We start from the raw sequence: 13,432 nt of genomic DNA, 5'->3' as shown, positions 1-13,432 counted from the left end.
GGGTCCCCGCCTTCGCGGGGATACAAGCTTTTCTCGTTCGCCACGTGAGGCATTGGGCGCTCACGGATACCGCGCGTCCGGACGATCGCTCCCTACAAACGAAAACGGGCGCGGCCTTTCGGTCGCGCCCGTTCTTCGGTCTCAGCGTCCGGCGTTAGCCGAAGGTGCGCTGCCACCAGCCGCGGCGGGGGGCGCCGTCGGGGTCGTCGTTGGCGCCTTCGTTGGTATCCGAAGTCGCGACGTCCTGGGGTTGGACTTCGACCTTGGGCGGGGTGGTTGCGATCGGCTCGGCGAGCGGTTCGCTGGTCGGCGCAGCGTCACCGGCTTCGACGATCGGCGTCTTCCGTGGGCGACCGCGGGGCTTGGCGACCTTGGCGGGCGCTTCCTCGACGACCGCCTCTTCAACCGCTGGGGCTTCTACCACCGCGTCCGACGCCTTGCGACGCGCACGCTTGGGCTTGGGCGCCGACGCTTCGATGGTCTCGGCGGGCGTTGCGCTCACTTCGTCCATCGTTGCTTCTGCAACCGCTTCGCGACGGCGACGACCGGGCTTCGGTGCCGCCGGCTCGGCAGCGACGGGCTCCGGAGCGATCTGCGCCGGAACCACTGGCTCCGGTGCAACCGTCTCGGCTTCCGCTTCGACCGCGCGTGGCTTGCGACCACGACGCGCCTTGGGTGCTGCATCCGCCACCGCCTCGGCGATGTTCGCCGCTGCGGCTGCCGCACGGGCACGTGGACGACGGCGCATCTTCGGACCCTCGGCTACTTCCGCGACCGGGGCTTCCTCGACGGCCGGCGCGGACGCAGGCTCGTACGGCGGCTCGGCATAGGTCGACTCGACCGGCTCATACGCTTCCGGCTCGGGCGCCTCGGCGATCAGCTGGGCGTCGTCGACGCTGCTGACGGCGACCGACTGGCCGTTCTCGGCGCCCTGCTCGTTGCGGCGACCGCCACGACGTCCCCGACGACCGCGACGACGACGACCTTCGCCCTCTGCGCCATTGGCCTGCTCGGCGGGTGCGCCAGCTGAGACCATTTCGCCACCGCCGACTTCGACGATGTCGCCCTCGACCTCGTCGATCTCCTCGACGTTGGTGTCGGCGTCCTCGAAATTACCGTCCTCGTTGACGCCCTCTGCGGCACCTTCCTCACCGGGACGTGCACGACCGCGACGACCGCGGCGACGGCGGCGCTTCTTGCCGCCTTCACTGTCCGCATCGCGAGCCTCACGCGGTGCACGCTGCTCGCCATTGCCTTCGCGGGGCTCACGACCGCCCTCACGACGACGCGGCTGCTCGGCTTCGGCCTCCTCGACTTCCTCTTCCTCGATCTCGTCCTCGATCTCCTCGGGGAGGTCGTCCTCGTCTTCCTCGATGATCTGGACGAACTTCGGCGCGTGCGCGGGCGGCGGGCCGCTGGCCTCGACCGTCATGTGCGCGCCTTCCTCGTCCTGGCCGGGGATGATCTCGACGATCACGCCGTAGCGATCCTCGATCTCGGCGATGTCGGCGCGCTTGCGGTTGAGGATGTAGACCGCGGCTTCCTGGCTCGCGCGCAGGGTGAGCAAAGAACCGCGACCGCGTGCGGCCTCGTCCTCAATGAGGCGAAGCGCGGAGATGCCCGACGACGACGCGGTGCGAACGAGGCCAGTGCCCTCACAATGCGGGCAAGCACGCGTGGAAGCTTCGAGCACGCCGGTGCGCAGGCGCTGGCGGCTCATTTCCATGAGGCCGAACGACGAGATGCGACCGATCTGGATGCGCGCGCGATCGTTCTTGAGCGCCTCCTTCATCGCCTTCTCGACCTTACGGACGTTGGAATTGTTATCCATGTCGATGAAGTCGATGACGACGAGCCCGGCCATGTCGCGCAGGCGGAGCTGGCGGCCGATTTCCTGGGCTGCTTCCAGGTTGGTCGCGGTCGCGGTCTGCTCGATGCTGTGCTCGCGCGTCGACCGTCCCGAGTTGATGTCGATCGACACGAGCGCCTCGGTCGGGTTGATGACCAGATAGCCGCCCGACTTCAGCTGGACGACCGGGTGGTACATCGCGGCAAGCTGATCCTCGACGCCGGCGCGCTGGAACAGCGGCACGGGGTCGGCGTAGTGCTTGATGCGCCGCGCGTGCGTCGGCATCAGCAGGCGCATGAACTCGCGCGCCTGGCGATAGCCGTCCTCACCCTCGACGATGACCTCTTCGATTTCCTTGTTGTAGATGTCGCGGATCGCACGCTTGATCAGGTCGCTGTCGCCGTAGACGAGCGCGGGGGCCGACGCCTTCAGCGTGGCTTCGCGGATACCGTCCCACAGGCGGGCGAGGTAATCGAAGTCGCGCTTGATCTCGACCTTCGAGCGCTGGAGGCCCGCGGTGCGAACGATGCAGCCCATCGACGGCGGCAGCTGCATGTCGGCCATGATCGTCTTGAGGCGCTTGCGATCGCCCGCGTTGCTGATCTTCCGCGAGATACCGCCGCCGTGCGACGTGTTCGGCATCAGCACACAGTAGCGACCGGCGAGCGACAGGTACGTGGTCAGCGCCGCGCCCTTGTTGCCGCGCTCCTCCTTGACGACCTGGACGAGCAGCACCTGGCGGCGATGGATCACGTCCTGGATCTTGTAGCGACGGCGCAGGTTCATGCGACGCTCGCGCAGGTCCTCGACCGCGGCATCGTCGGCGCTCGGCTTGCGTTTCCGTCGCGGGGCTTCGCCGGACTCGCCGCCCTCGAGCTCGTCGGCGACGTCGGGATCTACCCCGCCATCGTCCTCGAAGCGCTCGATGTCGTCCTCGTCGTCACCCTCTTCGTCGTCCGAGTCGTAGTCGGCGCGAAGTGCGGCTTCCTCGGCGGCATGCTCTGCTTCCTCACGGAGCAGCGCGTCGCGATCTTCCTTGGGGATCTGGTAGTAATCGGGGTGGATCTCGCTGAACGCGAGGAAGCCGTGGCGATTGCCGCCGTAATCGATGAACGCCGCCTGGAGCGACGGCTCGACCCGCGTGACCTTGGCGAGGTAGATATTGCCCTTGAGCTGCTTGCGTTCGGCACTCTCGAAATCGAATTCCTCGATCCGGTTACCCTTGACGACTGCGATCCGGGTTTCTTCCCGGTGGCGTGCGTCGATCAGCATGCGCGTTGTCATTATAGATTCTCCGCGCGCGCGCCGGGCCTGTCGGCAGCCGTCGCGCGCTTGATGGTGGTGCGGTCGGGCACGGACGCCCGGACTCGCGGATGGTGTGCGAAACTGCCTCTGCGCGAAGTGCATGCCGCGGGAACTCTCCCTGCGGCGCCCGCACGACCGCGAGTCCGTCGGCGAAGGCCGGTCGGAGTGCGGGGCGGGGGGAATGCGTCATTCGAGCGTCAACCTGAAGTGCCGCGCCGGCGAAGGATCCGCAGGCGGGCGTGAAGACCGGCGCGTCGCTGGTAAAAACTAGGCGACACACGGCTGTACGACAGGACTAGCACTGCATACCCGATCTCGCAACTGGCCCGATATTGGCTGCTTTCCGGCGCGTTTCGGCTCGAAATAGGGGCGGGGAGGCGCAGACTTGCCGGCCCGGCAGAGCCTTGCCGGCAAATTCGTGGCAAACGGCAAATTAACCGCACACCGCAACCCGCTCTTGGGACGCCGGGGCTTATCTGTCCGTGCAGCGATCGGATGTATCGATCAAAGGGGTGTATCATGGCTTTTCGCTGGACCGGCGGTCGATCCGCACGGCAAGGACGCGGGGTGTTTACGGTAATCGCCCTCATGGCCGGCTGGCTTTCGAGCGTTCCCGCGTGGGCGGCAACCGTGCAGAGCGTCGCGATTCGGGGCGGACAGATCGTCATCCGGTTCGACGAAGCGGTCGGCAATGCGGCCAGCCAAATTCTGACCGGGCCACAGCAGATCGCGGTCGACGTGTCGGGCCTGACGCCGGGGCGCGATTTCGCGGGGCGCGGCGTGATCACCAGCGTGACGCAAATGCGCCGCGGAACGGGCGCGCGGATCGTGTTCGATCTGGCCGCGCCGGCGATCGTCACTGATGGCGGGTTCGATTCAGAGGGTCGCGAGCTGACGCTGGCGCTTCGGAACGTCGACGACGACCAGTTCGTGCAGGCTGGGATCGCCGGGCCACTGAATTTCTTCCCATTCAATTTCGGCGCGGCGTCGCGGCCCAAGTATAAGGTGTCGATCGCGGTACCGCCCAAGGCGCGGGGTATGAAGCTGCCGCGTGTGCAGGGCGACGACACTCGGCCGCTCGTCGTGATCGATGCGGGGCATGGCGGTGTCGATCCGGGTGCAATCGGGCCGAACGGACTGCGCGAGAAGGACGTGACGCTGAAGGTCGCCAAGGCGATCCGCGACGAGCTGCTCGCGTCGGGGCGCGTGCGCGTGGCCCTGACTCGAAGTGACGACCGCTATCTGATTTTACGCGAACGGTACGGCGTCGCGCGGCGGCTGAAGGGTGACCTGTTCATCTCGATCCACTGCGACAGCACGGGTTCGGAGACCGCGACCGGGGCGACGGCGTACACGCTGTCCGAGGTGGCGTCCGACAAGGAGGCCGCTCGGCTGGCGGCGCGCGAGAACAAGGCGGACGTGATCTCGGGTGTGAACCTCGGCGAGGCGCCCGCGGACGTGTCGTCGATCCTGATCGACCTGACGCAGCGCGAGACGATGAATGCGTCGGCCACGTTCGCGCGGTTGCTCGGGCGGGAGGCGAAACCGCTGATGCCGTTGAAGGCGAACTTTCACCGAATGGCGTCGCTGATGGTGCTGAAGGCGCCGGACATGCCTTCGATCCTGTTCGAGACGGGGTATATCTCGAACCCGCAGGATGCCGCGTTCCTGGATAGCGAAGAGGGCCGGCACCGGATCGCGGAGAGCGTTACGCGGGCAGTCGAGGTGCATTTCGCGCGGCGGATGGCGGCGCGGTAGGGTTCGCTTCCCAGGACGGGTCGGCCCGCTCCTCCAAGTTCTGATTCATGATCGACTTCCTCAGCCCTTCGTCACCCCGGACTTGTTCCGGGGTCCACCCTTCCGCGAACTCACGTCTCTCGATCATGCGGAACGGTGGATGCCGGAATGAGCCCGGCACGACGGGCGGCGGCGGTAGTTGCGCTCCAACAGCTTACGCGGCATTCGGGAACCTGAATTTTCAGGACACTCCAGATGACCGAAGCAACGCGGGGCGTAACCGACACGGGCCCCGAGACCAGCATGCGCGAGCTTACGTTTCGCGGGATCGTGCTCGGCGGGATCATCACGTTGCTGTTCACTGCTGCCAACGTGTACCTCGGGCTCAAGATCGGGCTGACGTTCGCGACGTCGATCCCGGCCGCGGTGATCTCGATGGCGGTGCTGCGGTTGTTCAAGGATTCGACGATCCTCGAGAACAACATCGTCCAGACGATCGCGTCCGCTGCGGGGACGCTGGCGGCGATTATTTTCGTGTTGCCCGGCCTCGTGATGATCGGCTGGTGGCAGGGCTTTCCGTTCTTCACCACCGCGGCGATCACGATGTTCGGCGGCGTGCTCGGCGTCCTGTTCTCGGTGCCGCTGCGCCGCGCGCTCGTCGTCGACACCGTGCTGCCATATCCGGAGGGCCGCGCGGCCGCCGAGGTGCTGAAGGTCGGCGCGGGCAGCCGCGAAGGCGGCGAGGAGAGCGCGCGCGGCCTCGGCATCATCGTCGTCAATGCGGTCGTCTCGGCCGGGTTCGCGATTCTGACGCAGACCAAGCTCGCCGCCGCCGAGGCCGCGACGTGGTTCCGCGTCGGTGCGGGCGCGACCGGGATCTCGGGCGGGCTGTCGTTCGCGCTGCTAGGCGCAGGGCATCTGGTCGGCATCTCGGTCGGTATGGCCATGTTCGCGGGCGTGGTGATCGGCTGGTGGATCCTGCTGCCGATCCTGACGTCGAGTGGCAGCGTTACGGGGACAGCTGAGGTGATCGCCAACACCGTGTTCCGCTCGGACGTCCGCTTCTTCGGCGCGGGCGTGATTGGCGTCGCGGCGATCTGGACGTTGCTGAAGATTGCCGGACCCGTCGTCGGCGGCGTGCGCTCGGCGTTGGCGGCTTCGGCGGCCAAGCGCGGCGGCGAAGTGTTGGCGCTGGAAGAGCGCGACATTCCGATCGGGATCGTCGGGATCGGCTCGCTGGCGATGCTGGTGCCGATCGGCATCCTGCTCTGGACCGTGTTGCAGGGTGGGCCGCTGGAGGCGTCGGCGATCGGGCTGATCGCGGGGAGCCTCGTGTTCATCCTCGTCATCGGGCTCGTGATCGCGGCGGTCTGCGGGTACATGGCGGGGCTGATCGGTGCGTCGAACTCGCCGGTATCGGGGATCGGCATCCTCGCCATTCTCGCGGCGTCGATCCTGTTGGTGTCGTGGTTCGGTCGCGCGGTCGAGCCGGGTACGACGCAGGCTCTGGTCGCCTACGGATTGATCGTGACGGGCATCGTGTTCGGCATCGCGACGATCTCGAACGACAATCTGCAGGATCTGAAGACGGGGCAGCTGGTCGGTGCGACGCCGTGGAAGCAACAGGTCGCGTTGCTGATCGGCGTGGTGTTCGGGTCGATCGTGGTGCCGCCGGTGCTGAACCTGCTCGGGAGCACGCTGGGGTTTGCGGGCGCGCCGGGGGCGGGGCCGAATGCGCTGGCGGCGCCTCAGGCGGCGTTGATCTCGGCGCTGGCGAAGGGCGTGCTGGGGGGCAATCTCAACTGGGCGATGATCGGCTATGGGGCGCTTACCGGCGTGGTCGTGATCGCGGTCGACGAGTTGCTCGGCAAGGCGGGGAAGCTGCGGTTGCCGCCTCTGGGCGTTGGGCTCGGCGTGTATCTGCCGATGTCTGTGACGTTGCCGGTGACGATCGGAGCGGTCGTGGGGTTTGCGTATGATCGTTGGGCGGACCGGGCTCGGGATCCGGAACTGGCCAAGCGGATGGGTGTGCTGACGGCTACCGGGATGATCGTCGGCGAGTCGCTGTGGGGCGTTGGCTTTGCGGGGATCGTCTACCTCACCAACAAGGAGACGCCGCTGGCGCTTGTTGGGGATGGGTTTGCGAGTGTGGCGCTGGTTGGTGGGACGCTGTTGTTCGCGGTGCTGACTTGGGTGATGTACCGGCGGACGATGGCGGCTTCGCGGTAATTGCATTCGTCATGCCGGGCTCGTTCCGGCATCCACGGTTCCGCGGACTCTCAAGCTATCGAGTACCGGGACGGGTGGACCCCGGAACAAGCCCGGGGTGACGGAGAAGCAAGTTTGTTTCCCCGCGAAGGCGGGGATCCAGACTGGGCTCCCGCCTTTGCGGGGAAACAAGATTGGGTTGGGACCTTGACCCATTCCACCACCCCGGCGGAGGCCGGGGCCCAATTGGAAAGGTGGTCGTAACGGAGCGCTGCTCGCCGTTATCTGCGTCCCCCAATTGGGCCCCGGCCTTCGCCGGGGTGGTGCTTACACGTGGGAGAAGGATGGCGTCCGTGGGACGCCCCCTTCACTTCATCGCCGCAAGCATGTCCTTGATCGGCACGAACGCGAAGCCCACCGAGCTGTCCGCGATCCCGTACGGCATGAAGATCGTGTCGCCATGCTTCAACGCGCCACAGCTGTAGACGACGTTGGGCACATACCCCTCGCGGTCCTGGTCCTTCGCTGCCAAAATCGGCTGGCTCGTCCGGCCGATCACCTTCGACGGATCGTCCTTGTCGAGCAGCACCGCACCGATCGAGTATTTGCGCATCGCGCCGACGCCGTGCGTCAGCAGCAGCCAACCCTCGTCGAGTTCGATCGGCGGGCCGCAATTGCCGATCTGCACCAGCTCCCACGGATATTCGGGCGTCAGGATCTTCTCGCCGTCGTCCCAGTCGGTCAGCGTGTCCGACTTGAGCAGGAACAAATTCTCGCCGTCCTGCCGGCCGATCATCATGTACTGGCCGTTCACCTTCCGCGGGAACAAGGCCATGCCCTTGTTGCGCGCGGCGGGGCCGGTCATCGGCACGAGGTCGAACGCGCGGAAATCGCGGGTGCGCATCAGCTCGGACTGGATCACCGAGCCGTTATACGCGGTGTAGGTGCCGATCCACTCGTAATCGCCGTCCTCGTGCTGGAAGCGGACGATGCGGAGATCCTCGAGGCCCTTCGACTGCGCCTGCGTGATCGGGAAGATCACCGTGCCGTTCAGCGTGCTGTCGCGGTGGCGATAGACGGTGACGGGGCCGATCGGCATCTCGTCCTCGCCGCTGCCGACCGCGTCGGTCGCGGTCGCGAACGGGGGTTCCGGCGCGAGCTTCATCTGGTTTTCGCAGGTGATGATGCCCTCGCGGAAGGCGACGGACGAGATGTGGCCCTCGCCGACCGCGCGCAGGCTCATCAGGATCCGCATCGAGCCCGGCGGCATGCCCGACTGGTCGAAATGCGGCACCGCGCTGGGGTTCATCAGCGCGGCGGCGGCATAGCTGTATTCGTGGCAGAAATACGCGCCGATCAGCTGGCGCTTCTCGTCTCCGATCTCCGACCCGTTCAGCCCGAGCATGTCCTCGATCTGGTCGTAGCGCGTCATGAACACGCGCCGCGTCTGCCAATGGCGTGCCTCGAAATCCTTCAGCACGACCTCGAGCTGGGCACGCGCCTGCGCGGGTGACATCTCCAGCACTTCGCCGACGAGCCGCTCGGTGCGGCTCGGTGCGCCGCCATGACCGCCCCAGGCGATGTGGAACGGCCGCACGACGACACGCGAAGGGTCCGCGTGCAGCCGCAGCTGGTGGTTGAACAGATCCATCGTAGCAGTGCCCCGCGTCGTTCCACTCAGCGCACCGTCGCCTGTGAGGCTGTCGCTAGCGAACTAGGCGACGACGCGGGTCGCTCCTGCCACGCTTTGCGCTGCTTTTGATACCCCCGAAATGGCACAACTTGCGAGTTGCAGTGCCAAAATCGACTCCGCGCCCTGGTTTCGGTTCAATCCGGTCGGCATCAAACCGTCGTAACAGCCGCCATCCGCGACACTGGCGAGCGGCAGGTCGAGGTCGTTCGCGCCGAGAAACCAGCCATAGGCGCGCTGCGCTTCGTCATGCCACCGCATGTCGCCGGTCGCCTCGAACGCCGCGGCGCACGCGTCGACGGTGGCCTGTGCCTCCAGAGGTTGCTGGTCGAACTGCAGCGGATCGGCATAGGGCCGGTTGAAGCTCTCCGACCCGACCGCACGGAAGCGACCCTCCGGCGAGGTCTGCTTGGCGACGATCCAGTCCAGCGTGGCGAGGCCGCAGTCGATCAGGTCCTGGCGTCCGAGCGCCTGGCCCGCACGGATCAGCGCCTGCGGAAGGCGCGTATTGTCATAGGCGAGCACGATCTCGAACCACTGCCACTCGGGACGCCGTGCTTTCGCCAGGAGATCGAGATGGACCTTGGGGAAGGCCTCCAGGATCGAGAGCGACAATTGGTGGCCGGGCTTGGCCTCCAGCATCGCCGCCGCGCCGAGCATCGCAAACGCCTGCGCGCGCAACGAGCCGAGTTCGAGCGCCATCGACGCGGTCGAATCGAACATCGCGGTCGCCCAGTCGCGGTGCTTGGCAGCCTGTGCATCGCGCGCGGTCACACCAAGCGACCAGAGCGTACGGCCGTTCGAATCTTCCGAGCCCGAATCCTCGCACCAGGTGCGATCGAAGTTCATGAAGTTGCGGAAGCGGCGCGTGTCCGGGTTCCAGGCATACTGCACGAACGACGCGTAGATCGTCATCCACTTGTCGCGGGTGACGTCGTCTAGATCGGGCAGCGCGCTCATCAGCATCAGCGCGCGGCAGTTATCGTCGATGCAGTAACCATGGCGACGATCGGGAATCGAATAGATCGAATGCTGGAGCATGCCGGTCGAATCGCTCATCCGCTCGACCGCCGCGAAATCAGGGATCAGCGGCTTGAGTGGCGTCTGGATCTTGGCGAGGCGAAAAGGGCGCGCCGCCACGATCGCACGGATCTCCGTCATCATCGCCTCGGCGAGCTTCGGCCAGATCATCGTGCGGCCGCGCGCATAGGCACGCTCGGCCAGACGATTACGATCGCGGTCGTTCGACATCAGCGCGTCGATTTCGCGCGCGAACGCGTCGACATCGCCGAACGGAACGAGCACGCCGTGGCCATCCGCGAGGATCTCGGTCGCATGGACATAGGGCGTCGATATGACGGGCTTGCCGACGCCGATCGCGTAGCTGAGCGTGCCCGACGTGATCTGCGCGGGGTTGGTGTACGGCGTCACATAGACGTCCGCCGCCTGGAGATAATCGAGCAGTTCGCCATGCTCGAGAAACGCATCGACGAACGCGATATTGCCGGCAACACCCTTCTCGGCGGCGAGCGCCTTCAGCTTGTCGCGGTACTTCTCGCCCTCGTACGCGACGAGGTTCGGGTGGGTCGCGCCGAGCACGACGTACAGCAGGTCGGGATGCTTCGCGATCACCGCGGGCAGTGCGTTGATGACCGTCTCGATCCCCTTGTTGGGGGCGAGCAGGCCGAACGTCAGCATGACCTTCCGGCCTTCCCAGCCGAACTTGTCCTTCAGCACGGCGGGATCGAGCAGGTCGCGATCGGGCACGCCGTGCGGGATCATGACGATCTGGCGCGAATTGGCGCCATAGACGCGCTGGAGGATATCACGGCCACGCTCGGCCATCACCACCACGCGGGCAGCGCGACGCAACAGGCCTTCGAGCACACGGCGCTCATCGGCGTTGGGTTTTTCGAGGATCGTGTGCAGCGTGACGATGACGGGCAGAGTGGTGCGATCGAGCAGCGCAAGGATATGCTCTCCAGCGGGGCCGCCAAAGATGCCGTATTCGTGCTGGAGCCAGATCGCCTGCGCACCACTGGCCTCGATCTTCCGCGCGGTGTTGATGTAGGCCGACAGCTCGGTCTCGGGGATCGTGCCGGTGACTTCCGCCGGGTAGTCGTATTTGCCGGGGTGATCGTCCATCGCGTAGACGTCGACCGCGATCTCGGGGAAGCGCGCGCGCATGGCCGTGAAAACGTCGGTCGTGAAGGTGGCGATGCCACACTGTCTCGGCAGGAAATTACCGATCAGCGCCAGTCGCGCGATATTCCCACCGTCCGCCGGTTTCACCATACCCTATCCCTCGTTTGAGCGCGCACTTCTGGGAGAACCCGGTCGCGCATCCATTTGAACGGTTCAGGTAGCATAAAGTTTCATGACATACTGCAGTGCAGCACGGGAATAGAATCAATCTAAATCAAATCGATATTTCCAGTGCCTCATCCGCGGCCGCGATAGGGGGCGACTCCCTGATCAGGCAGCCACAGATCGTGCGGCGGTGCACTCGATTGCCAGAACACGTCGATCGGGATTCCGCCGCGCGGATACCAATAGCCGCCGATCCGCAGCCACACCGGTTTCATCTCGTCGAACAGGCGCTCGCCGATGCCGACGGTGCAATCCTCGTGGAACCCGGCATGGTTGCGGAAGCTGCTCAGGAAGAGTTTCAGCGACTTGGATTCGACGATCGTCTCGCCGGGGACATAGTCGATGACGAGGTGCGCGAAGTCGGGCTGGCCGGTGACGGGGCACAGCGAGGTGAACTCGGGCGCCGCGAACCGCACGAGATACGTCCGGCCCGGCCGCGGGTTCGGAACATAATCGAGCACGGCCTCTTCTGGAGAGGCGGGGAGGGCGCTGTTCTGGCCGAGATGCAATGGGTTCTGGGGAGCGGTCATGTGCCGCCATGTAGGATGCGATTCGAATGCCGCAAAGTGGGTGATGCTTTCCTCCGTCATGCCGGGCCCTTCGGCTGCGCTCAGCAGAGCCTTGTTCCGGCATCCACCCGTCCGCGGACTCTACGGGCGGCGAACATGCGGAACTGTGGACCCCGGAACAAGTCCGGGGTGACGAAGAGGTTTGAGCAATGACGACGACCGCACTCGTGCCGATCCTCGGTGACCAACTCACGATCGACATCGCCTCGCTGCGCGATTGCGATCCTGCGACGACCGTAGTTCTGATGATGGAGGTCGACGAGGAGACGACCTACGTTCGCCACCACAAGCGCAAGATCGCGTATATTCTCTCGGCGATGCGGCACCATGCCGAGACGCTGCGCGAGGCCGGGTGGACGGTCGAGTATACGCAGCTCGACGACCCCGACAATGCGGGCAGCTTCACCGGCGAGATCGCGCGGGCGGTCGAGCGGCATGACCCCGAGCGGATCGTCGTCACCGAGGGCGGCGAATGGCGGGTGATGGCGATGCTCGAAAGCTGGGAGACGCTGTTCGGCATCCCCGTCGAGATCCGCAGCGACGATCGCTTCCTCGCCAGCCATGCCGATTTCGAGACCTGGGCGGCGGAGCGGAAAACGCTGACGATGGAGTGGTTCTACCGTCAGATGCGGACGCGTACCGGGCTGTTGATGACCGCCGGCAAGCCCGAGGGCGATCGCTGGAACTTCGACAAGGAGAACCGCAAGCCCGCCAAGAACGACCTGCTGATGCCGCGCCCGCTGGTCTTCGCGCCGGATGCGATTACGCAAGGTGTGCTGGCGCTGGTGGCTGAGCGGTTCGCGGATCATCCGGGGAGTCTCGACGGGTTCGAATACGCCGTGACCGCGCAGGATGCGGAGCGACAGGCGGCGAACTTCTTCAAGCATGCCCTCGCGCAGTTCGGCGACTATGAGGATGCCATGCTCACCGGCGAGCGGCATCTGTGGCACTCGATCCTGTCGCCTTACATCAATTCGGGGCTGCTCGATCCGCTCGACCTGTGCCGGCGCGCGGAGGCGGAATATCGCGCCGGTCGTGCGCCGCTCAACGCGGTCGAGGGGTATATCCGCCAGATCATCGGCTGGCGGGAGTATATGCGCGGGATCTACTGGCGCGAGGGACCGGATTACGTCGAGCGCAACTTTCTCGATCACCACCGCCAGCTGCCCGGCTGGTACTGGACCGGCGAGACCGACATGCATTGCCTGCGCGAGGCGATCGGCCAGACGCTGGAGACCGCGCACGCGCACCACATCCAGCGGTTGATGATGACGGGCAATTTCGCGCTGCTGATCGGCGCTGATCCGGCCAAGGTGCACCTCTGGTATCTCGAGGTGTATGTCGACGCCTACGAATGGGTCGAGCTGCCCAATACGCTGGGGATGAGCCAGTTCGGCGATGGCGGCTTGTTGGGCTCGAAGCCGTATATCTCGTCGGGCGCGTATATCGACCGGATGTCCGATTATTGCGGGACCTGCCGGTATAACGTGAAGCAGCGGATCGGGCCGGATGCGTGCCCGTTCAACGCGCTGTACTGGGATTTCCTCGCGCGGCACGAGGACAAGCTCGGGCGCAACAACCGGCTGGCGATGCCGTATCGCAACTGGGCGAAACAGTCCGAGGCGGACCGCGAGGCGACGCGGGCTCAGGCGGCCGGGTTCCTCGCCTCCCTCGACGCGAGCGGCCCGGCTGGCTACTGACCGA

The 13,432-nt window shown here is 65.8% G+C and carries 7 protein-coding genes; 3 read left to right on the top strand and 4 right to left on the bottom strand.

The features are described 5' to 3' along the window. Positions 1-154: 154 nt before the first annotated feature. On the bottom strand, positions 155-3,121 hold the full coding sequence (locus AC3D24_RS10170) for an Rne/Rng family ribonuclease (protein ID WP_489033123.1): 2,967 nt from the start codon (positions 3,119-3,121) through the stop codon (positions 155-157). A gap of 552 nt (positions 3,122-3,673) precedes the next feature. On the opposite strand from AC3D24_RS10170, the gene AC3D24_RS10165 reads away from it, so the two are divergent. Together AC3D24_RS10165 and AC3D24_RS10160 are read left to right on the top strand one after the other, a co-directional pair. Next, positions 3,674-4,912, top strand: coding sequence for an N-acetylmuramoyl-L-alanine amidase family protein (locus AC3D24_RS10165; RefSeq protein WP_489030317.1), 1,239 nt, complete (start codon positions 3,674-3,676; stop codon positions 4,910-4,912). A 234-nt stretch (positions 4,913-5,146) separates the two neighbouring features. Further along, on the top strand, positions 5,147-7,120 hold the full coding sequence (locus AC3D24_RS10160; protein ID WP_489030315.1) for an OPT family oligopeptide transporter: 1,974 nt from the start codon (positions 5,147-5,149) through the stop codon (positions 7,118-7,120). A 346-nt stretch (positions 7,121-7,466) separates the two neighbouring features. On the opposite strand, the gene AC3D24_RS10155 is transcribed toward AC3D24_RS10160, so the two are convergent. From AC3D24_RS10155 to queF, 3 genes are all read right to left on the bottom strand, one after another. Next, entirely contained in the window at positions 7,467-8,750 is a 1,284-nt protein-coding gene (locus AC3D24_RS10155; RefSeq protein WP_489030313.1) for a glycoside hydrolase family 130 protein, read from the bottom strand. Positions 8,751-8,813: 63 nt separating this feature from the next. Then, positions 8,814-11,084: a glycosyltransferase family 4 protein gene (locus AC3D24_RS10150; RefSeq protein WP_489030312.1), complete on the bottom strand. Its 2,271-nt coding sequence runs from the start codon at positions 11,082-11,084 to the stop codon at positions 8,814-8,816. 146 nt (positions 11,085-11,230) lie between these two features. Beyond that, entirely contained in the window at positions 11,231-11,689 is a 459-nt protein-coding gene (gene queF / locus AC3D24_RS10145; RefSeq protein WP_056489630.1) for a preQ(1) synthase, read from the bottom strand. A 188-nt stretch (positions 11,690-11,877) separates the two neighbouring features. Between queF and AC3D24_RS10140 the strand changes: the two genes are divergently transcribed. Further along, positions 11,878-13,428: a cryptochrome/photolyase family protein gene (locus AC3D24_RS10140; protein WP_489030310.1), complete on the top strand. Its 1,551-nt coding sequence runs from the start codon at positions 11,878-11,880 to the stop codon at positions 13,426-13,428. Positions 13,429-13,432 lie beyond the last annotated feature (4 nt).

Source organism: Sphingomonas sp. SL1004, assembly GCF_057815015.1.
This window is presented reverse-complemented; position numbering and strand designations above follow the sequence as displayed.

What these genes read in the sequence shown, in the direction of transcription:
- AC3D24_RS10170 (WP_489033123.1), bottom strand. Translation starts at nt 3,121, where the DNA reads ATGCTGATCGACGCACGCCACCGGGAAGAAACCCGGATCGCAGTCGTC.
- AC3D24_RS10165 (WP_489030317.1), top strand. Translation starts at nt 3,674, where the DNA reads ATGGCTTTTCGCTGGACCGGCGGTCGATCCGCACGGCAAGGACGCGGG.
- AC3D24_RS10160 (WP_489030315.1), top strand. Translation starts at nt 5,147, where the DNA reads ATGACCGAAGCAACGCGGGGCGTAACCGACACGGGCCCCGAGACCAGC.
- AC3D24_RS10155 (WP_489030313.1), bottom strand. Translation starts at nt 8,750, where the DNA reads ATGGATCTGTTCAACCACCAGCTGCGGCTGCACGCGGACCCTTCGCGT.
- AC3D24_RS10150 (WP_489030312.1), bottom strand. Translation starts at nt 11,084, where the DNA reads ATGGTGAAACCGGCGGACGGTGGGAATATCGCGCGACTGGCGCTGATC.
- queF (WP_056489630.1), bottom strand. Translation starts at nt 11,689, where the DNA reads ATGACCGCTCCCCAGAACCCATTGCATCTCGGCCAGAACAGCGCCCTC.
- AC3D24_RS10140 (WP_489030310.1), top strand. Translation starts at nt 11,878, where the DNA reads ATGACGACGACCGCACTCGTGCCGATCCTCGGTGACCAACTCACGATC.